We start from the raw sequence: 20,249 nt of genomic DNA on the forward strand, positions 1-20,249 counted from the left end.
TCAGTGTCTTTATTTATCTTCGTTAATCGCCTCTTCAATTGGAATCATGTAGTGCTGATAGAAGAGAATGTAGCGCAGTAGCGCCCGTGGATCATCATCGGAATAGAGTCTGCGCTCAAGTCCTTCGTAGCTAAAAAGATTTTTCAGCAGGCGAAACGCTTCAAAGAGCGTCGGATGTTGACTGAATAGGTCTGTTATATCATCTTTTGTGAGAGGATTAATCGCTTTAAAATCAGTGAGCTGATTCTCATCAAGTAGGAGATAAATATTTTTGATACGCTCAAGGTCCTTTGCGGTGGGCGAAAGGCTTGGAATTGGCGAGCTCATGCCAAGATAATAGCCCTCAATAAAATGCTCAAGCGTCTCATGGGGAAGCTCTAGGGGCATTAGCGAATGGGATTTCACCTGATTGCGGCTTAAAGTGTAGATCGTTGTCATGCAATCGGGCTCAAAAAGCGATTGAGCAAGGTGATAAAAGTAGGCGCGGATTGAACGCTTTAGACTCATTTCACCGACGTCCCATAAAATCTCCCGCTTTTGATTAAGTTCTGGAAGCGGCAGTAAAAGCGTAATCTCAGAGGGTTTCGGGAGAGTATCGGGATGGAGTTTTTCGCGCGCTTCCCGCATTGAGATCATCGGTGAGGGCGGCGTTAATTGATAGCGCATCTCTTTTTCGGTGATGATGGGATTGGTGCTCTTTTTGATGGTGAGCGCAAGCTCTAAAAGGGGCGCAATCAGCTCGTTCCACGCAAAATCTTCAAAGGCATATTTTGGCAGATAGCCCTTATGATGATAATAGTGTTTCAGCTCGCCGTAGGCATATTCCTTTAGCTCAATATCGTCAAAAGGCGCAGCAAGAAGGCGGTCGAGCACTTCTCGGCGATAGAGATAGCGGGTTAATCCCGTTGGCGCGGTGAAGTTTTCATCATCGCTTGGCAAAATAGAACGTTCACGCAATGAGCGAAGTTCTAGGCGTTTTTGCGCAAAATGCGCGGTGGGATCTTGGTAAAAGTGAATAAGTTCCCCAAGCGTTAAATGTTCAAAATCATAGGGCGGAAATTCCGTCGGCGTTAAAAATGAGCGCTCCGCATGCTGGATCCAACGATCTTGGAAACTTTGATTGCGCGCGCCTTCTTGGTAGAGCTCGGGATTATAAGGTGCCATCGGGTGATGGGTAATGAGCAGTTCATCGAGGGTTTTTCCTTCCGGCAAAATGGTCACCGCTTTGAGATAATTAAAAAGATCATCAATTAAAAGCGAGGGCAGACGCTCGCTATTGTCTTGGATGGAGTGGCCGATGTAGCTTAAATAGAGCTTTTCCGAGGCCGACATCATCGCTTCCAAAAAGAGATAGCGGTCATCGCTGTGGCGCGTCCGGTCGCCGGGATAGGGCTTAAATTGAATAAGATCAAAATCGTGATAGAGCGTCGATTTCGGGAAATCTTCCTGGTTGAGCCCAATCATCGCCACCACTTTAAAGGGGATCGCGCGCATCGGCACAAAGGAGCAGAAGGTCACCTTCCCTTGGATAAAGTTTTGAATCGGTTTTTCATCAATTAATCGCTCTTCGAGAAGCCTGCGGAGGGTCTCAATCTCAAAGGTTTCCTCAATACCACTTTTAATGCCGGCCTCAATAATGTCATTCCACGCATTTAAGATAAAGGTGAGTTTTTGGTCGCTACTGCCACTTTGTTGCGGATCAGGATCGGCGAAAAAATCATTCCAGAGCGGGGCAATAATCGTCTGCCACTCAATGAGCGGACGGGGCGCTTCCAGCGCTTCACGCCATTTAATGAGGTGATCAATAAAGGCGGTGAGCTTCCCAAGGAGCAGCGCGTCCATTCCCTTAATATCGAGATAGGGAAGATGCCCGTGAATGAGCGTCTCATCGTGGGTTGCGTAGCCAAGGAGCATCCGTTTTAAGCCCCAGAGCCAAGTGTGGCGTGGATCATCGCCAAATCCGAGGGTTTCAAGGTGGTGATGATCAATGCCAAAGCGAATAAACGCCTCTTCAATCCAATAACTAATAAGATCAAAATCCCGTTCGGTAAAGCCATATTTTTCCATCACCTCGGGCAGTTTAAGCAGCGGTAAAATTTCGCTAGTTTTAAAGGTGAGCGTCGGTAGGGTGAGCAGCGTTAAAAATCCATCGAGTAGCGGTTCACTATGGCGAAGGCTAATGTCGGAGATGGAGTAGGGAATTGCGTTATGGCGATTGGCCATCCCTTCACCAAATACGGCCTCAATGAGTGGCGCGTATTTTTCGATATCTGGCGTCATTACCACAATTTCACTCGGTTTAAGTGTCGGGTCTTGATTAAATAGATGAAGGAGTTGATCGTAGAGCGCCTCAATTTCACGGAGCGGACTATAGGCGGTGTGAATTTCAAGGGAGCGATCGCTCAGATCAAAGGTCCATTTATCGGTTTCGTGAGGCGGCAGTAGATTGAAAATCGTATATTGCAGATGATGCAGGAGCGATGAGGGCTCGGGCTCACTAAAGGCTTCAATCTCACGCTGTTCAGGATATTGTTGCAAGATTTTAAGATGATCGCGCCCGACTTTCCCAAGGGAGGCAAGGAGCGGATGGCCGGCAAACTCTTGCCAATGTTCATCGGGCTCTTCTGGGGTAAACGGGGAGAGAATATCGTCGTTGACGCTCTCATCGAAGAAATTTTCACGCCCAAGCGACAGCTCGGTGTAATACTTCGTTACATCGCCCCAATAAAATTGCGACGGATTATTAAAAAAGAGATGGATATCGATATACTCTTTAAAGCACATTAAAAGGTCTAAAAAGAGCGGCGGTAGCGAGGTAAGTCCAATAATAAAGAGGCGTTTAGGGAGCTTTGTTTTAAGCGGCTCCATATAGATAGGATCATCAAGGCGCGCTTCAAGGAGCGGTTTAATGTTTCCAAAGTGGGTCGGATAATTGAGAAAACGCATCACCTCACGCCAGAGCTTTTGTTGCCAAATGGCATGGAGAGGGGGCAGTTCATCCACCGTTTCACCTCGATCCCACGCGGCAATCCAATCGGGACGATAGACAATATATTTATCAAATACAGCGGAGATCTCTTTTGCGAGTGAGACCGATTTTTTTAAGCGAAGTGTGGGATCGTCACAGCGAATATAACTGGAAATTGCATCGAAATCGGGATCATTTTGATCAATATTAAAAATAATGGACACTAACGGCCAAAATAGTTTATCTTGAGAGAGATTCTGACGGAAATGTTCGCTGTTTTCGAGAAGTTCGTCACAGAGATTACTGAGCATTTTAGACGGAAGCAAAAACTCACATTGCGTCAAAATTCCAAGTTCAGAGGCGATCTCAGTCTGCAACCATTTTGCCATCCCAAAGTTCTGGATTAAGAGGTATTCTTTCTCAAAAGGACTCTCAAGCGGATCGTTCATCATAATATGTCCGACGATCGATTTTAAGATATCAAGATGATTGGAATGGTAGACGGTAAGACTCATAGATCACCTATTTGGCGCAATGGAACACAATAAAGAGTAAAAGCGATTATACCAAAGCCGAGTTTTGGGCACTGATGCCGGGCTCGATTTTGTGTGGTAATCCTTAATAGTATAACGATATGAATAAAATGTAAGGAAATAAAATGGAAGGTTTAGACGCGCTTTTTGCTGATCGTGTTGTAGGGACTCAAAGCTCAATCGTTCGTGAGCTTCTGGCATTTAGTAAAATGCCACACATTATCTCGCTCGCAGGGGGGATTCCCGCGGCAGATATGTTTGACCTAGAGGGCATTAATGAAGCGCTCAAAGTCGCGACAGCGTCAGGCGTAGCAGCCTATCAATATAGCGTCACCGACGGGGAGCCTGAGCTTCGTTCAGGCATTGCAGAACTTGTGAAAAAACGCGGTATCAAAACCGATGCCGATCACGTTGTGGTGACAAGCGGTTCTCAGCAAGGACTCGACCTCGTTGCGCGTACCTTTTTAAATGAAGGCGATACAATTTTAGTTGAAAAACCCACCTATTTAGCGGCGATCCAGGTCTTTAAAATGGTTGGAGCGAACGTGGTGGATGTAGAAGGGTCGGACGAAGGACTCGATCTTGACGCCCTTGAGAAAACCTTGCAAACGGCGAAAAATGTGAAGGCGCTCTATATCGTGCCCACCTTTGCAAATCCATCGGGTTCAACGATGAGTGAGGCCAATCGTAAACGTCTTTTAGCGCTTGCGATCGAGTATAATTTCGTAATTTTAGAAGATGACCCGTACGGCGAAATCCGGTTTGAGGGCGAGCGTGTTCCATCACTCTACAAAATCGCGCAAGCAGAAGGTAAGGGCGAGGAGAATGTGGTCTATCTCTCTTCATTCTCGAAAATTTTAGTCCCCGGCCTTCGTCTTGGATTTATTATTGCCGCGCCGAAAACTCGCGAGAAAATCGTGTTGGTAAAACAATCGGTGGATCTGCATACGCCGGTTTTATCGCAATTGATCGTATCGGCGTATCTAGAGAGTGGCCGTTTGGATGATCGTATTCCGGCGATTTCTAAAGCCTATGGCGAGCGTTGCGGCGCGTTGATGAAAGCGCTTGATACGCATTTAGGCGAGCACATTACCTATAATAAACCGGTAGGCGGGATGTTCCTCTGGGCAAAACTTAAAAATGGTATGAGCGCCACAAAACTTCTTAAAATCGCCATTGATGAAGGCGTTGTGTTTGTTCCTGGAGCGGCGTTTTATGTGAACGATCCCGATGATTCAACGCTTCGCTTATCCTTTGCAACGATCGATGCGGCGGGTGCTGATGAAGCGGCGAAACGCCTTGCCAATGCGATTGCAAAATACGCATAAACCGAAATCAACTCGGCTGAAACCAATCTAAAATAGGAAAAGTTGCATCGGTGAGTCTTGATAAACTTTGATAAAGGATTCATCATGCCGTTTTTAGATTAAGCCGTTATAATAAGAAGCTCTTACGCCTTGTAACTAAAGGGGTAAGAGCTTTTTAATGGGCGTTTGATGAAATGAGGAAGGCAGAGCGTGATAAAAGATACCTATAAGACAATTGCAGGCATGGCGGAAGCGGAATTTGTGGAGCAGCGAAGCCGATTTATCAGTTTTGCCCATTTTGTGGATTCTGAAGCGGCGGCGCTTGAGCTTGTGGAGCATTATCGCAAAGAGTACAACGATTCACGCCATGTCTGCTGGGCCTATATGCTTGGGGAATCCTATGATAATTATCGCGCCAATGATGATGGAGAGCCGTCCGGCACGGCAGGAAGACCGATCTTAGGGCAGATCAATTCCCATGAATTAACCAATATTATTGTGCTTGTGGTGCGCTATTTTGGCGGGATTAAACTTGGCACCGGCGGGCTTGTCTCAGCCTATCAAGAAGGGGCGGCAAAAGCGATCGAAAATGCGAAAATCGTGACCAAAATTATTGGCAAGCCGCTGATCTTTCGTTATGGCTACGATGCAACCAATGAGGTTAATCAGGCGCTGCATGGGCTTGAATTTAACAAGGTTCGCGAAGAATTTACCGATATCTGCCTTGTGGAATTGAGCGTTCGGGCGCGAGATTATGAGGCGCTTTTCGGCAGGCTCGAGGCACTCCCGAGTGTGGAGATTTTATCGGAAAAAGAATTGCTCAATGGCTAGCTGGAATATGTGATAATCAAGCCATTGCGAATATTTAAATGAGTTAAGAGTAGGAGAGAGCTATGAAAAAGGGGATCATCGCCACGCTATTGGCGGGATTGGTGCTGGCGGGGTGTGCAAGTACGACATCGGGCGGATTAGTCGGTGTGAATCGCGCGCAATTTACCATGGTGCCGGAAGCAGCGGTCAATCAATCGGCGGCAGAAGGGTATGCGCAGCTGATTACCGCATCAAAGCAGGAGCGTAAACTTGATCAATCGGCGCAAGCAAAGCGGGTCAATCGTATTTTCAATCGTCTCTTACCGCATACCACGAAATTTAGAAGCGATGCGCTTAAATATGACTGGGAAATTAACGTCATTAAAAGCGATGATGTGAACGCCTTTGCCATGCCCGGCGGGAAAATGGTGGTCTATACCGGTATTATTGATCAGTTAAAACTGACCGATGATGAGCTTGCCGCAATTATTGGTCATGAGATGGCGCATGTTCTGCGCGAGCATAGCCGTGAAAAGGTCTCCCAAGAGATGGCAAAAAGTACTGGAATTACTCTGATCGCCGCCATTGTGGGCTTAGATCAAGGGGCGGAAGATTTGATCCAACAGGCAGGGCAAGTAGCATTCTCACTCCCATTTTCACGCAAGATGGAAACAGAGGCGGACTTGATTGGTCTAGAGCTGATGGCCAATGCTGGTTATAATCCGGAAGCGGCGGTCACGCTCTGGAAGAAGATGGCGCAACTGAGCGGCAGTTCCAATGTGGATTTCCTCTCAACGCATCCGGCGAGCACCAAACGGATTTCATCGCTTGAAGCTCAATTATCGAAGTTTCGTTAAGATGAGTGTCATTTAAATATAGAAAAGATTAATAGATAAAATTAAAGACTCTGAACGATGAAGCGAATGCACACAAATCTATAAAAGTTGAGCAAATATAGGATTTATTGCAAACAAAAAGAGTTTGAATCTGTTTTGAGTCAATAAAATAGAGTGTCGATTTAAGGGAGTAACCCGATAAATTGATGCTCTATTTTTGTTTTAGGATTCATTAATGTGATGATTTTACAGGATTAAGCGGGATTGATAGGTGTCGATCGAGTAAATATTATCCAATTCTGAGCCATTGCAGATAATTCGAATTGAGCTGTGAAGAGTTTTGAAAGTCGTTTCTCACTCTGATAGTCTGATGATAGCTATAGAAAAAATGGGACGAAGAAGCCTACTGTGGCCAATAACATGGAACGATATTTGTGATGTGGGTAATTTTTGATCGTTGCATTAAAGTTAAAAATCCCTTATAACTGACTACTTTTGTTGAATGAATAAGGGATTTCCGTTCGTTCATTATTTGAATAATTATAACTACTTTTAGAAAGGGAGTTCATTATGGCTGCGGTTGAAGCACAAAAAGAGCAAGTGACCGATAACCAGGGTGAAGTATCACCGAGCGGTGCATTGCGTGGCGTTATTTCGACGCTCGTAATCATTGCGATTTGCTTTGCGATTTACCATTATGTTTTGCCTGATTCGTATCCTACAAAAGAGAAGAAAGGGCTTATTCTGCTTGTATTTATCGGAGCGCTTTGGTTGACGGAAGTGGTTCACGTCACGATTACGGCGCTCATTGTACCGGTGGCAGCAGTGGTATTATTTAGTGGGGATGGATTTACCACCAAGGTTGCATTATCTCGGTTTGCAGATCCGATTATTTTCCTCTTCTTTGGAGGATTTGCGCTCGCGACAGCGCTTCATGTACAACGCCTTGACCGCAAAATTGCGCTCTTTATGATTAAGATTTCAGGCGGGCATTTAGGGGTTACTGTGACTTCGCTTTTCCTTGTGACAGCGGTGCTTTCTATGTGGATTAGTAATACGGCAACGGCGGCGATGATGCTTCCGCTTGCCCTTGGAATCATGAGTAATCTTGATTTCTCTAAAGACCGCGGTACCTTTATCTTTATCCTCTTAGGGATTGCCTATTCAGCGAGTATCGGTGGGCTTGGAACGCTCGTCGGTTCTCCACCAAACGCCATTGCGGCAAAAGAGTTAGGTTATAGCTTTAACGATTGGTTTAAAGTCGGTTTACCGATGATGATTTTATTGATGCCGGTAATGTTTGCTGTTCTCTATTTCGTCTTTAAACCGCGTCTTAACTATAAAGTTGAGATCACCGATGAGCAAATTCCATGGACGAGCGCGCGTGTTTTAGCGGCGATTGTATTCGTTGTAACGGCGGGAGCATGGATTGCAGGGGGCTGGATTAAAGATATTTTCGGCATCACCTCGCCCGATACTTTTGTAGCGGTAGCATGTGCGATTGCGGTGGCATTCTTAGGCCTAGCGTCATGGAAACAAATTTCAGATAGCACCGATTGGGGCGTTCTTTTCCTCTTTGGTGGTGGATTAACCTTATCGGCAGTATTAGGAGAATCAGGCGCATCGAAGATTTTAGGTCAAACCGTTGCAGATATCTTTGGCGGTTCACCGAAACTTCTGGTGATTTTCATCGTAGTTGCGTTTATTATCGTATTAACGGAATTTACCAGTAATACCGCATCGGCAGCGCTTTTAGTGCCTGTATTTGCCTCGATCGCCATTGAGATGAATATGCCACCTGAAGCGTTAGTATTGATGATTGGTCTTGGTGCATCGTGTGCGTTTATGCTCCCGATCGCAACGCCGCCGAACGCCATTGTGTTTGGTACAGGACACTTAAAACAGCGCGATATGATGAAAGCAGGGGGCGTATTAAACCTTCTCTGTATCTTAATCTTAACGGGCTACGGTGCATTCCTACTACAGTTTTTAGCGTAATCGATCGTTAAAACTGACAAAATAAGCAGACCTCATATTGTTATGTTATGAGTGTCTGCTTTTTTATTGCCTCGAATAAAAAGCCCAGAGGGATCAGTTAGATCGCATCTCTGGGCTTTTATGTTTGGGATATCTTATGAGATATTTAAGAAAGAGCCGTAGGGCGATTTAAGCCTCTTTTAAGCTCGCTAGGATCTGCATATAGCTCTCTACACGGCGCTCGGTAATATCGCCTCGTTCGAGCGCATCTTTGACGGCGCAATGCGGGTCTTGCAGATGGCGACAATTACTAAATTTACATTGGCGTGTTAGCGGCGCAATTTCAGGAAAGCCATCATCAATTGCTGAGACCGGCAGATGCTCAATATTAAAGCTGCGTACGCCCGGAGAATCGATTAAAAAGGTATTCTCTTTGGGTAGATGATAGAGCGTGGTGCTCGATGTGGTGTGATTGCCAAGTCCCGTGGACTCATTAATCTTTTGCGTCTGTAGATTAAGCTCGGGGATTAATTTATTGGTGAGTGAGGATTTTCCTACGCCCGATTGCCCCACAAAGATGGAGGTTTTCTGGCTTAATCCCTCTCTTAGTATGGCGATGGATTCAGGATCGTGGATCGAGGTTTGATAGAGCGAGAGATTAAGCCCGCGATAATCGTCCAAAAAGTCCCACTGATCGGGATTCTCGATCAGATCAAATTTATTCACCAGTAGATGGGTTTGAATGCCAAGATAGTGCGTTGCGATGAGATAGCGGTCAATCAAAGAAGGACTTGGCTCAGGTTCAGGCGCAAGCACAATAAAGATCTGATCTAAATTGGCAGCTAAAATCTTCTCTTTTCCTCCAAATCCGAGGCGTGAAAAGATGTTGGTGCGAGGAAGGCGAGTGGTAACCACCGGCTCCTCTTGTTCAAACTGATAATAGACAAAGTCCCCGCACACAATGGCGCCGAGACTTTGACGAAAACTGGCTTTATGAAGATTTCCGGCCTCATCTTCTAAGGTGACGTGCGCGCCATGCTGGGAGATGATGCGCCCTTTATATTGATGCTCGCAATCGGACGCGAGCTGCTCCTGGCGGCGTTCCTCTAAAATGCGTTGTTGTTGCTTTGTGAGTTTACGTCCCATCTGGGCATGGTCTCCTTAGAATCGATAAAGGATGAGGGGGATTTAACGCTCAAGATGCGGCAGTTTATTGGGAACACCGTCCCATTTTTCCGCATCGGGGAGAGGATCTTTCTTCTCGGATAATACCGGCCACGATTGGCTTAGCTCTGCATTGAGATCAAGAAAAATCATCTGCTCATCTGAGAGATCTTCTTCTGATAAGATCGCACCAGCCGGGCACTCAGGCTCGCATAGGGTGCAATCGATACACTCTTCAGGATTGATTACTAAAAAGTTCGGCCCTTCGTGAAAACAATCAACGGGGCAGACTTCGACGCAATCGGTGTATTTACATTGAATGCAGTTATCCGTTACAACAAAGGTCATCCTCTCTCCTTTTTTGAATGCGTTTTGTGTGAACTATTTAACGGTCACTTGAGCAATACGGCGTTTACCCACTTGGATAATAACGCTGGTACCGCGCGCTAACGTGATCGAACGGTCTTCAATACGCTCTTGATTGATGCGCACTGCGCCGCTTTGAATCATACGGTTACCTTCAGAATTTGACGCAACAAGTCCCGCTTCACGCATCGCTGCTGAAATTCCGATTGAACCGGTTTCATCGGCTTGTACGGTCACCTCTTCAATATTTTCAGGAAGGTTTCCTTTTTGGAAACGGTTGATGAAGTTTTCGTGTGCTTCGGTTGCCGCTTGTTTGCTGTGGTAGCGTTCGATGATCTCAAGGCAGAGCTCAAATTTTACGTCGCGTGGGTTTTTACCCGCTTTAACGTCGGCTTTAAGCTGCTCGATTTCGCTCATAGGACGGAAGCTTAACAGCTCAAAATAGTTCCACATGAGTTCATCTGAGATCGACATCAATTTACCGAACATGCTGTCCGGCGCTTCGTCAACGCCCACATAGTTACCAAGGGATTTAGACATTTTATTAACGCCATCTAAGCCCACAAGAAGTGGCATTGTGATCGCACATTGTGGCTTTTCAATGCCATAGGCGCGCTGTAAATCACGGCCCATTAAGACGTTAAAGCGTTGGTCGGTTCCGCCCATTTCAACGTCGGTTTTAAGATGTACTGAGTCATATCCTTGAAGAAGCGGATAGATAAATTCGTGCACCGCAATCGGTTGCTGGGATTTGTAGCGTTTTTCAAAGTCATCACGCTCAAGCATGCGCGCAACGGTGTAATGTGACGCTAATTGAATAAGCCCTGCTGACCCTAAATCCGTCAACCATTCTGAGTTAAAGACCACTTTTGTGAGCTCAGGATCGAGCACTTTAAAGATCTGCTCTTGATAGGTTTTGGCGTTTTCAAGTACCTGTTCGCGCGTTAACGGTTTACGGGTGACATCTTTTCCAGAGGGGTCGCCGATCATTCCGGTAAAGTCGCCGATCAGGAAGTTTACTTCATGGCCAAGATCTTGGAAATGGCGCATTTTGTTGATCACGACAGTATGCCCAAGGTGAAGGTCCGGGGCAGTGGGGTCAAATCCAACTTTAATCCGTAATTGTCTGTTCTCTTTGAGTTTTTCCGTAAGCATATCCACGGAGATAATCTCATCAACTCCGCGCTCAATTAACTTTAAACTCTCTTCTATGCTAGCCATTTTTTCTCCAAATTAACTTGTGCTATGAGCGTTATTTTGTATCAAAATTAAAAAAAGTGAGGCAGATTTTCATCTGCCATCATCCATTATTGATTGGTTTAATTATCAATAAATCCATATCCGATCAATCGTGCAAAGGGTTAATGAATATCAGCGCGATCTAATGGGATATTGATCCATTGAGTGCTCTATCTGCTTGATTCGATGGTGATGCGTGCACCCTTAGCGCATGCGCGAAATCGTTTATTAGCTGGCGATCGCGCTCGCAGTATCGGGTGCGGCTCATTGAGCATCGATGCGAGGCATTATCCCGCAAGGGCACTATTTTGCTGCTTGTAACTTCTCAAATTTAACCATGAGCTCGTCTTCAGTTTCGACGTGATCTGGGTTTTTAGGAATACATTCAACCGGGCATACTTCAACGCATTGTGGAGTATCAAAGTGACCGATACACTCGGTACATTTGTTTGGGTCGATTTCATAAATTTCAGGACCCATTGAGATCGCCTCATTCGGGCACTCAGGTTCACATACGTCGCAGTTAATGCACTCATCAGTAATCATTAAAGCCATTGCAAATATCTCCTTAACAACAGTTAAATAAAATCAAGATTGCCCATGTAGGGTTTTAATACTTCAGGGACGCGGATCGAGCCATCTTCCTCTTGATAGTTTTCAATGACCGCCACTAATGTGCGGCCCACCGCTAAGCCAGAGCCATTGAGCGTATGGATGAGCTCATTTTTGTTGGTCTCTCTGTTTTTATAACGGGCTTTGAGTCGGCGCGCTTGGAAATCAGTACAGTTTGAACATGATGAAATTTCGCGGTAGGTCTCTTGACCGGGTAACCATACTTCTAAATCATATGTTTTCGCTGCTGAGAAACCCATGTCGCCGGTGCAAAGGGTCATGCGGCGGTAAGGGAGCTCGAGTTTTTCTAAAATAATTTCAGCGTGACGCACAAGACGCTCAAGGGCATCAAATGAATCGTCAGGTTTCACAAAGTGAACGAGTTCAACCTTTTCAAATTGATGTTGGCGAATCATGCCGCGGGTATCGCGACCGTAGCTTCCCGCCTCTGAGCGGAAACACATACTGTGCGCGGTCACTTGAAGGGGAAGTTCCTCTTCATTAAAGATCTCATCGCGCCCAAGATTGGTGAGCGGGACTTCTGATGTGGGAATCAGATAGTAATTGCGCTCATCGGTGAGCTTGAAAAGATCTTCGCTAAATTTAGGCAATTGAGCCGTTCCGTAGAGGCTCTCTTCATTGACGATCACCGGTACATTCATCTCAACATAACCATGTTCGGTGGTATGTGTGTTGAGCATAAATTGCGCGAGCGCGCGATGAAGTTTGGCAATTTTATCTTCCATCACCACAAAGCGTGAACCGGTGAGTTTTGCCGATGCTTTAAAGTTTAGGCCACGCTTTTCACACAGATCCACATGATCTTTGGGCGTAAAGCTAAATTCGCGCGGAGTCCCCCAGCGTTTCTCTTCACGGTTTTCCGATTCATCTTTTCCAACGGGAACCGATGCGTGAGGAAGATTCGGTAGTGACAAATGAATGGCGTTGAGTTTTGCTTGAACTTCGTCAAGTTTGGTTTTTGACGCTTCAAGTTTTTCACCAAGATCCGCAACCGCTGCGAGTAATGGCTCAATATCATCGCCTTGGGCTTTTGCTTTCCCGATCGATTTTGCACTGCTATTGCGTTTGCTTTGGAGAGATTCAACTTCCATTTGCAGTGAGCGACGTTCACTCTCAAGCTGAAGATATTCCTCTTTGTTAACGCTTTCACCTCGTTTTGCTAATTCGCTAACAACTAAATCTATCTCATCCCTGAATAATCGCGGATCAATCACGTTTATAACCCTCATTGACACTAGAAAAATTAATGTTTCATTATATACGAAATTTGCGTATCCTCCAAACGAATTACAAAAGCAAAAGTGCGTCAAATCCCTTGAGATCACGCATTAAAAAGGCAAGCACTCAGGCTCGCCTTTTTTTTTCAATTTTTGCGATCTCTTTGATCTGCGTCTTTTTTAGATCGCAAGATCTTCATCGGAACGAATCTCCGCGCCCGGATTATTGTAGGTATTCTCATCGAGCATGCCCACTTCTTTATCGGTGATGAGCGCTGCCGTCATCGCGCCGGAGACGTTTGCAAGGGTACGGCCCATATCGATAATGGGGTCGATCGCAAGCACCATACCGATTAAGGGGAAATATTCCCCAAGTCCCATTCCCGAAAGTGAGATGGTTGCGGCAATGGTCGCCGTTCCCGGAATCCCCGCAACGCCGATGGAACCGATCACAACAACGATTAAGAGCATGATGTAAAATTGAAGGTTCATCTCAATGCCGATCATGTTCGCTACCATCATGACAAGGAGCGCGGGGAAAAATCCGGCACAGCCGTTCATGCCCATGGTTGCCCCAAGTGAGGGAATGAGGTTCGCTGTTCCGCTTGAAACACCCATGCGCTCAGTTAAAGTGGCAATGGACATCGGGAGCGTTCCCATCGACGAGCGGCTCGAAAATGCCATCACCCACGTATCGCGCGCTTTTTTAATAAAGGTAACCGGCGAAAGGCCGTGCATCATCACCAGTAAAATATGAATTAAAATCATAATAAGGGTTGCAGCATAGATCGCTACAATAAAGCTCGAAACATTGATAATCGCGGGAATCCCGTTACTCATCACCGTGCCGGCTAAAAGGGCGATAATTGCGTAGGGCATCAGTTTGATAATCATCGAAGTGACGCTCATCACAATGCGGTGCAGTGCGTTAATAAAGGATTTAAAGAGCGCAATCTCTTCGGGGAGTTTTCGCTCCGCTTTATTTGCGGCAACGCCTAAAAGCGCTGAGAAGATCACCAGTCCCACCACATTGTTGGTGTGCATTGCAGTAATAATATTGCTTGGAATGAGGCCGACTAAAATGTTGACGATGTTCGATTGTTCGCGAATAACGGCCGATTGCGTCACCTCCACGTCACCTTGGCCAAGCCCTAAAATATTGGCAAGCAGCATTCCGACAATGGCGGCAAGTCCTGTGGTGAAGAGCAGCCAAAAGATCCCACGCGTTGCGATTTTAGAGAGGTATTTCTCTGCGGCAAAATCGAGCACCACTTTTAGAATCGACACAAACACAAGGGGAATGACGAGCATCCGAATAAGCGAGATAAAACTTCGCCCAAAAAGTCCGTACCAGAGCGCCGTTTCTTTAAGAGCGGTGGTGGAGTTTTCCGGCATTCCTTCAAGCAGTTGAAGCGAAAATCCGAGCGCAATCCCGAGGATTAATCCCACCATCATGCGCATGAAAAAGCTTTTTTTATGTTTTCCCATACGATGGATGATGAAAAATCCGACGAGCAGGAATAGAAACCACACCAGCGTCTGCCAATGGGTAATAACGAGAAAGTGTTCAAAAAAGGCGCCCGAAAAGATCGAGGTATCGCTGCTTATTGCATTCATAATAAACTCCTTAAATGGGGCAAGGGTATCTCTTGAGATAAATGCACAGACAACAGAAAAAGCACACCTTATTTAAGATGATGCCATACGCTATCTGCGAAAATCGTCCCTGATGCTTAGATTAAAAAAATTGAAAAATTGGAAATAAATTTGGGGTATTTTTAGAGGGCAATCGGTTGGATTAACACGAGCGTGAAATAGGGCAGCAACAGCAACAAACATTCGCAGCTAAATGTGCAATGTTGATACGCTGTGTAGAGTGTCTGCTCATTTTCATGCTCTCTCCAGTAGAAAAAGATGGGATAAAAAATCGGTTTGAAAAACCTTTATTAGTTATACCGCCATTTCAGGGCGATTGCAATAGGGTGAAACGATCTTCTTTGAATGCAGGTTTTAACCGTCTTTTTCTCACGCTTAATGCTATGATAAACGGCGTTATCGCATGGAATGGATGATAGGTTATGCAGAGATTTGTCATTGGCGATTTAAGTTGAAAATCAAAATTAAACACAACAAAAAATGAGGAGAGGTCACGATGTTGAGCGAAGCGACCATTTTTATTGCAGGGTATGCGCGTCTGCCTCAAGGTATGGCGGCAAAAAATTTGTATGATTCGATGACCATTACTGCTGAAGTGGATAAAAAATATGGGGTGATTGTCGATGCGGAATGCACCTTGGTGACCGAGCTTGGGCGCGATTTTATGAAACGTCTTCTAAAAGGGCACAGTCTATTGGATGGCACACAAACCTTAATTGAGATGATTCAAGTCTATTACAAAGGCAAAGCGGCGAGCGCGCTTGTGGCGGCGGTAAAAGATTTGGAGTATCAATTTCACGGACTCTCCCGTTAAAATCAAAAATGATTAAAAAGATTGACTTTTATTTTAGTTGCATGCTACATTCAACTTAACACGATATCCCAGAGAGAAGTCGGCCATATCACCCATGGTGCGAGCCTTCTTAGAGACGATATCAAATAGATAAAATGGCAACAAACACAATTAAGCGACTGCTTAGTTATCTGAGACTGCCCGCCGGCAGCTAATAGGATACCAAAACCAGTAACGCGTTCCGCTCAATGGAGTGGGGCTTTCGTTACTGGTTTTTTTGTTGCTTAAAATAGATAAGCCAATAAAGTATATTTACAATAGAGAACAATTAAAACTAAGGTAGGAGAAGAGGATATGTCTACGTTTTTACAGAAAAATGATCGCTTTGAAATTGCGTTAAACCCCCAATCAAAACGCATTCACAATATTACTCTTGCAAAATCAGTGCTTGAGACATTTTATAACCGCGTTCGTGAGGAAAATATCGAGGTTCAGCGCCTTGAATATACGCCGTATGAGCGTCAAGTGATCGCTTCTTATTTAGATGAAGCGGCGGGCAGTGATTTTGGGAATATTCTTCGCGATATTGTCAATGACCGCGACACTGGTGGATTTACCATTGGCGTTGAAGGCGTGACTGATTGCACAAGCGAATATGTGATTTTCTCCACGGCGATTGCGCACCTTGTGGGAATCTCAAACTTTGACTCGATGACCGGTAAATATTACGCGCGTTTTACCGTACGTGATACCGATGATAGTGACTCGTACTTGCGTCAAGCATATCGTCTCTTTACCCTTCATACCGATGGTACGTTCGTCAGCGAGCCGACCGATTGGTTGTTGATGATGAAAATGGTTGAAGAGAATGCGGTGGGAGGCGAGAGCCGTCTGCTTCACTTAGATGATTGGGCAGAGCTTGAGAAATTTACCAGTAGCCCACTTGGATCACACAAATTCCAATACATTGCGCCGCCGAGCAAAAATGTTCAGGAAGAGGTTCAACGCCAGCTCTTCTTTAATAAGAATAATCGCCCATGCATCTGCTTTATCGATCAGTTTGCCTATCCTGGCACCATTGAAGAAGCGCAATTCTTAAAATCGCTCTCACAATCGATGGAATCGGATAAAAGCGTGGTTGAATTAGAACTTCCTGTTGGTAATTTAGTGGTCCTTAATAACGAATTCTGGTTGCATGGCCGTGCCGCATTTGAGAAAAACCCGAACTTAAATCGTGAGCTTCTCCGTCAACGCGGTCGCTTCTACGAATAATCGATCTTATAGGCTGGCGGTATTAGCCTCATAAAATAATCCTTATAAAAAACGAGCCTTACTTTTAGCGGAATTTACGATTTGACGATGATTCTGCCGAGAAGTAAGGCTTTTTTGTGTCTGAGTTTTGACAAATTATTTGTTGTTTAACGCTTCATGTTCTAGGAGCTGATTTGCTCTATCGAGCTGTTTTTGATGGAGTTCGCTACTTTCATTGATGCGGCGCTCCATCTCTTCCTTCTGTTTAATTTTCTGCGGATAATAATTATCCTGTGGCTCACTGCAGGCATTTAAAAGCATCAAAGCGGTGAGTGAGAGAAGGGCGGTATTAAACAGTTGTCGCATCGTAGGAGTAGTCCTTTTAAAGCCGTTAGGGTTCATCAATGTAGATCCAGAGGAGCACCGGTTTGGTCTTCGTTTGAAGGAGCGCATCAATACGGCGCATTGCCTCATCGCTAATCACCGGACATCCTTGACTATAGCCCATGGGAAGATATTTCGGGAAGGTTTCATCAGTGGGGATTTTATCAAATGAGTGGAGCACAATATAGCGGCGAAACGCGTTGTCGTTAGTCGGTTCCAGTCCATGCATTTTATAATGAATATTGATGCCCCAGCGGCTCCATGAGCGTTCACCAAGACGATATTTCCCAAGAGAGGACGCGTAACTATCCGGCGTATTGCTAAAGGTGATCGATTGATTGGTGCTCTCAAATCCCGGTGCGCCATATCCATGGGCGACTAAACTCTCGATAATGGGTTGTTGCTCGGTAAAATCCCAGACAAAAAAACGATTGGCCCCTGAATGGATCGAAAAATTAATTAAAACGGCGTGTTCAAGATCAAATTGATGGGCTAAAGCATATTGATAGGCCTCATCTGCGCGCTGCCGTAGGGAGGTTTCGAGTGTCTTTTTAGAGGCGTTTTTATCATGATTGACAAGGGCGTGGCTGCGCTCCCAAAAGCTCGGAATCAGGCGAATTCGATCACGAAAATAGTAGCTCGCGCCGATTAAGAGTAAGAGGGTGATGAGAATCAACGCGTAGAGCGTAATTCGGAGGAGCGGCTTTATTTTGATAGGCATAGTGCGGGTTAAGAGAGAAAGTGAATAATCAACTGAAGAATCAATTTAAAAATCAACGACGTGTGCTCTATCATACCGCAATTATCAAAAAAAGAGGAAGAGGCAATTTTAAATAGTTTCAACCGGTGAATGAAGTTTCGCGCGGTTTCACTATACCTCTTCCGAGTAAGCTCTTGTTAGCGGGAATTGCTTCAAGGAGGCGAAGCAGGCGCTGCGAAGAGAGTTGAGTTCGGACTCATTATTTAAGTGCCGAGAATTCTGAGGCAATCTGATTCTGGGGAATGGGGTCGTCACTCAAAATAATCGGGCTTACTTTTGGTTTTAGGGCTGATTCGATTCCTGCATCACATCGCGCACGATGTGTTCCGCAATGGCAAGCGATGAGGTCGCACCCGGAGATGGAGCATTACGAATATGGATGATGTTGCCATCACGGCGAATCACGAAATCATCGACGAGTGAGCCATCTTTCTCCATCGCTTGCGCGCGAATACCGCGAGTTGCCGGGTAGACCTTCATGCCGTTTAATGAGGGCACATACTTCACCGCTTCACTTACAAATTGTTTGGTGCTGAGCACGGTTTTTACCTCGCGCATCGCTGCCGGAACGTTTTTAAGGGCAAAGCACCAAAAACCGGGGAAGGTGGCGTAATCGAACATATCTTTGAGATTACATCCTTTTCCATCGTAATTTTCCCGCGCTTTTGAGAGAAACGCATTGGGGCCGATCGTCATTTTTCCATCGATCCGTTTGGTGAAATGAACGCCTAAGAAGGGATATTTCGGATCGGGGACGGGATAGATTAAGCCTTTAACCTCGCCCGTGTGCGCGTCATCAAGAACAAAATATTGCCCAAAGAAGGGAACGATTTTAGGAGTGCCGATATCGCCTGAATTGACGGCTAATCGATCCGATTGCAATCCGGCGCAGGTCACGGCGTAATCAAAGGTTTCAGGGTGTTCGATTGTGCCATTTTCCTTATCGATCATCACATGAATGGTGCCATCACGATTTTCAAGTGATTTGACCGGGCTTGAGAGATGGATTTCACCGCCACGCTCAATAATCTCTGCGGCAATGCGTTTGGCGATCTTCTCGTAGCTCACAATGGCGGTTTCAGGCGAATGAAGCGCCGCAATGCCGATACAATTGGGCTCAACCTCGCGAATCTCATCATCATAGAGCATTTTTATGCCGGGAACGCCGTTATCGCTCGCCTTTTGGTAGATCGCAAGCAGACGCTCTTTTTCCACCTCATTAAGAGCCACCACTAATTTTCCACACTCATCATAGGGAAGGTCGTTGGCCGCGCAGTACTCTCGCACTAGCGTCACGCCTCGGCGACATAATTTTGCTTTTAGACTGCCTTTTGCATAATATAATCCTGCATGAACCACGCCCGAGTTATGGCTTGACTGGTGTTGTGCAACGCTCGATTCTTTCTCAAAGAGAGAGACCTTCGCCTCCGGGTAATCGAGCAAAAGTTGCCGTGCAACGGCTAGCCCATTGATCCCGCCTCCAATAATCGCATACTTGATTGTTGCCACAATTAACTCCTTTAGATGATGACACTAATATGAAAAAATTAAAAAAAATTGAGAATTTATCCGATCAGGCGTTTACCCTCATTCGTGAGGCGATCATGAACAATGTGCTAAAACCCGGGAAACTCTACTCAGCGACCGAAATTGGGGAATGGATCGGTGTGTCACGGACGCCCATTCGTGAGGCGGCGCAACAGCTCGCAAATATTGGTCTGGTGCGAGTAGAAAAGAATCGTGGGATTCGCATTTTGCCTACATCGTTGCAGGGATTAATTGAGTCCTTTCAAATTCGTCTGATGCTGGAAGTGCCGATGATTCGTAAAACGGCAACTTCCCGCAGTGATGACGATTTAGTGCTCATTAAAGAGGCGTTTGAGAAGTTTCAGGTCGCTGCTGAATCCGATGATGCAAAAGCGACGTTGGAAGCTGATAAAGAGTACCATTTGGCGATCTTAAAGGCTTCGGGCATTGGGCGTGCGCTCACCATTATTGAAAACACGCGAAACACCGTACTTCTCACAGGGCCAAGCACGATTCCTCATTCACGTTCTTGCATGGATGCGTTTAATGATCATAAAGCGCTCCATGAAGCGATTCTTACGAAAGATGCCGTTCAAGCGGGCATTGAGATGGAAAGACATATCATCAATACGGCGAACATGCTGATTACGCAGGAATCTAAAAGTCGTGACGATTGGGAAGGTGCTGAGCTTTTAGAGCAATTTGAGTGGATCTGTAATCCGCGGTAAATTCTCCTCGTTTAATTATTATTTAACACCATTTTTATCACAGTAGTATGTTGCATGCAACTAAAAAAGTGCAATGGATTATTACGCCCATGAATTTGCC

Annotated in this window: 17 protein-coding genes; 7 read left to right on the plus strand and 10 right to left on the minus strand. The window is 45.5% G+C overall.

All coding sequences use genetic code 11. The features are described 5' to 3' along the window. Positions 1 to 9: 9 nt before the first annotated feature. Positions 10 to 3,483, minus strand: a complete 3,474-nt coding sequence (recC, locus tag OXI21_RS06860) for an exodeoxyribonuclease V subunit gamma (protein WP_279618817.1) — start codon at positions 3,481 to 3,483, stop codon at positions 10 to 12. A gap of 143 nt (positions 3,484 to 3,626) precedes the next feature. Between recC and OXI21_RS06865 the strand changes: the two genes are divergently transcribed. The 4 genes from OXI21_RS06865 to OXI21_RS06880 all read left to right on the plus strand — a co-directional run bounded on the left by OXI21_RS06865 (position 3,627) and on the right by OXI21_RS06880 (position 8,452). Then, positions 3,627 to 4,829: a PLP-dependent aminotransferase family protein gene (locus tag OXI21_RS06865; protein ID WP_279618818.1), complete on the plus strand. Its 1,203-nt coding sequence runs from the start codon at positions 3,627 to 3,629 to the stop codon at positions 4,827 to 4,829. A 189-nt stretch (positions 4,830 to 5,018) separates the two neighbouring features. Then, complete coding sequence (locus OXI21_RS06870) at positions 5,019 to 5,639, plus strand: IMPACT family protein (RefSeq protein WP_279618819.1); 621 nt, start codon at positions 5,019 to 5,021, stop codon at positions 5,637 to 5,639. Between the two features lie 62 nt (positions 5,640 to 5,701). Beyond that, positions 5,702 to 6,475: a M48 family metallopeptidase gene (locus OXI21_RS06875; RefSeq protein WP_279618820.1), complete on the plus strand. Its 774-nt coding sequence runs from the start codon at positions 5,702 to 5,704 to the stop codon at positions 6,473 to 6,475. Positions 6,476 to 7,024: 549 nt separating this feature from the next. Then, the gene (locus tag OXI21_RS06880) at positions 7,025 to 8,452 is read left to right on the plus strand and encodes a DASS family sodium-coupled anion symporter (protein WP_279618821.1); all 1,428 of its coding nucleotides are present in this window, start codon (positions 7,025 to 7,027) and stop codon (positions 8,450 to 8,452) included. 168 nt (positions 8,453 to 8,620) lie between these two features. On the opposite strand, the gene rsgA is transcribed toward OXI21_RS06880, so the two are convergent. The 6 genes from rsgA to OXI21_RS06910 all read right to left on the minus strand — a co-directional run bounded on the left by rsgA (position 8,621) and on the right by OXI21_RS06910 (position 14,667). Beyond that, the gene (gene rsgA, locus OXI21_RS06885) at positions 8,621 to 9,577 is read right to left on the minus strand and encodes a ribosome small subunit-dependent GTPase A (RefSeq protein WP_279618822.1); all 957 of its coding nucleotides are present in this window, start codon (positions 9,575 to 9,577) and stop codon (positions 8,621 to 8,623) included. A gap of 42 nt (positions 9,578 to 9,619) precedes the next feature. After that, complete coding sequence (gene fdxA / locus OXI21_RS06890) at positions 9,620 to 9,943, minus strand: ferredoxin FdxA (protein ID WP_279618823.1); 324 nt, start codon at positions 9,941 to 9,943, stop codon at positions 9,620 to 9,622. A 33-nt stretch (positions 9,944 to 9,976) separates the two neighbouring features. Further along, complete coding sequence (gene tyrS / locus OXI21_RS06895) at positions 9,977 to 11,182, minus strand: tyrosine--tRNA ligase (RefSeq protein ID WP_279618824.1); 1,206 nt, start codon at positions 11,180 to 11,182, stop codon at positions 9,977 to 9,979. Positions 11,183 to 11,503: 321 nt separating this feature from the next. Beyond that, positions 11,504 to 11,755, minus strand: a complete 252-nt coding sequence (locus OXI21_RS06900) for a YfhL family 4Fe-4S dicluster ferredoxin (protein WP_279618825.1) — start codon at positions 11,753 to 11,755, stop codon at positions 11,504 to 11,506. A 23-nt stretch (positions 11,756 to 11,778) separates the two neighbouring features. Beyond that, entirely contained in the window at positions 11,779 to 13,047 is a 1,269-nt protein-coding gene (serS, locus tag OXI21_RS06905) for a serine--tRNA ligase (RefSeq protein WP_279618826.1), read from the minus strand. Between the two features lie 183 nt (positions 13,048 to 13,230). Continuing rightward, a complete protein-coding gene (locus OXI21_RS06910) occupies positions 13,231 to 14,667 on the minus strand; it encodes a cation:dicarboxylase symporter family transporter (protein ID WP_279618827.1) in 1,437 nt (478 codons plus the stop codon). Positions 14,668 to 15,202: 535 nt separating this feature from the next. Between OXI21_RS06910 and OXI21_RS06915 the strand changes: the two genes are divergently transcribed. Next, the gene (locus OXI21_RS06915; RefSeq protein WP_279618828.1) at positions 15,203 to 15,520 is read left to right on the plus strand and encodes a DUF3870 domain-containing protein; all 318 of its coding nucleotides are present in this window, start codon (positions 15,203 to 15,205) and stop codon (positions 15,518 to 15,520) included. Between the two features lie 333 nt (positions 15,521 to 15,853). After that, on the plus strand, positions 15,854 to 16,771 hold the full coding sequence (glaH, locus tag OXI21_RS06920) for a glutarate dioxygenase GlaH (protein ID WP_279618829.1): 918 nt from the start codon (positions 15,854 to 15,856) through the stop codon (positions 16,769 to 16,771). A gap of 135 nt (positions 16,772 to 16,906) precedes the next feature. On the opposite strand, the gene OXI21_RS06925 is transcribed toward glaH, so the two are convergent. The 3 genes from OXI21_RS06925 to lhgO all read right to left on the minus strand — a co-directional run bounded on the left by OXI21_RS06925 (position 16,907) and on the right by lhgO (position 19,403). After that, positions 16,907 to 17,116, minus strand: coding sequence for a hypothetical protein (locus OXI21_RS06925; protein WP_279618830.1), 210 nt, complete (start codon positions 17,114 to 17,116; stop codon positions 16,907 to 16,909). Positions 17,117 to 17,141: 25 nt separating this feature from the next. Continuing rightward, entirely contained in the window at positions 17,142 to 17,855 is a 714-nt protein-coding gene (locus OXI21_RS06930; protein ID WP_279618831.1) for a murein L,D-transpeptidase catalytic domain-containing protein, read from the minus strand. Between the two features lie 321 nt (positions 17,856 to 18,176). Continuing rightward, entirely contained in the window at positions 18,177 to 19,403 is a 1,227-nt protein-coding gene (lhgO, locus tag OXI21_RS06935) for an L-2-hydroxyglutarate oxidase (protein WP_279618832.1), read from the minus strand. Between the two features lie 29 nt (positions 19,404 to 19,432). On the opposite strand from lhgO, the gene OXI21_RS06940 reads away from it, so the two are divergent. Next, positions 19,433 to 20,149: a GntR family transcriptional regulator gene (locus tag OXI21_RS06940; RefSeq protein WP_279618833.1), complete on the plus strand. Its 717-nt coding sequence runs from the start codon at positions 19,433 to 19,435 to the stop codon at positions 20,147 to 20,149. Positions 20,150 to 20,249 lie beyond the last annotated feature (100 nt).

It is taken from the genome of Ignatzschineria sp. RMDPL8A (assembly GCF_029815055.1).
GTDB lineage: Bacteria > Pseudomonadota > Gammaproteobacteria > Cardiobacteriales > Wohlfahrtiimonadaceae > CALZBJ01.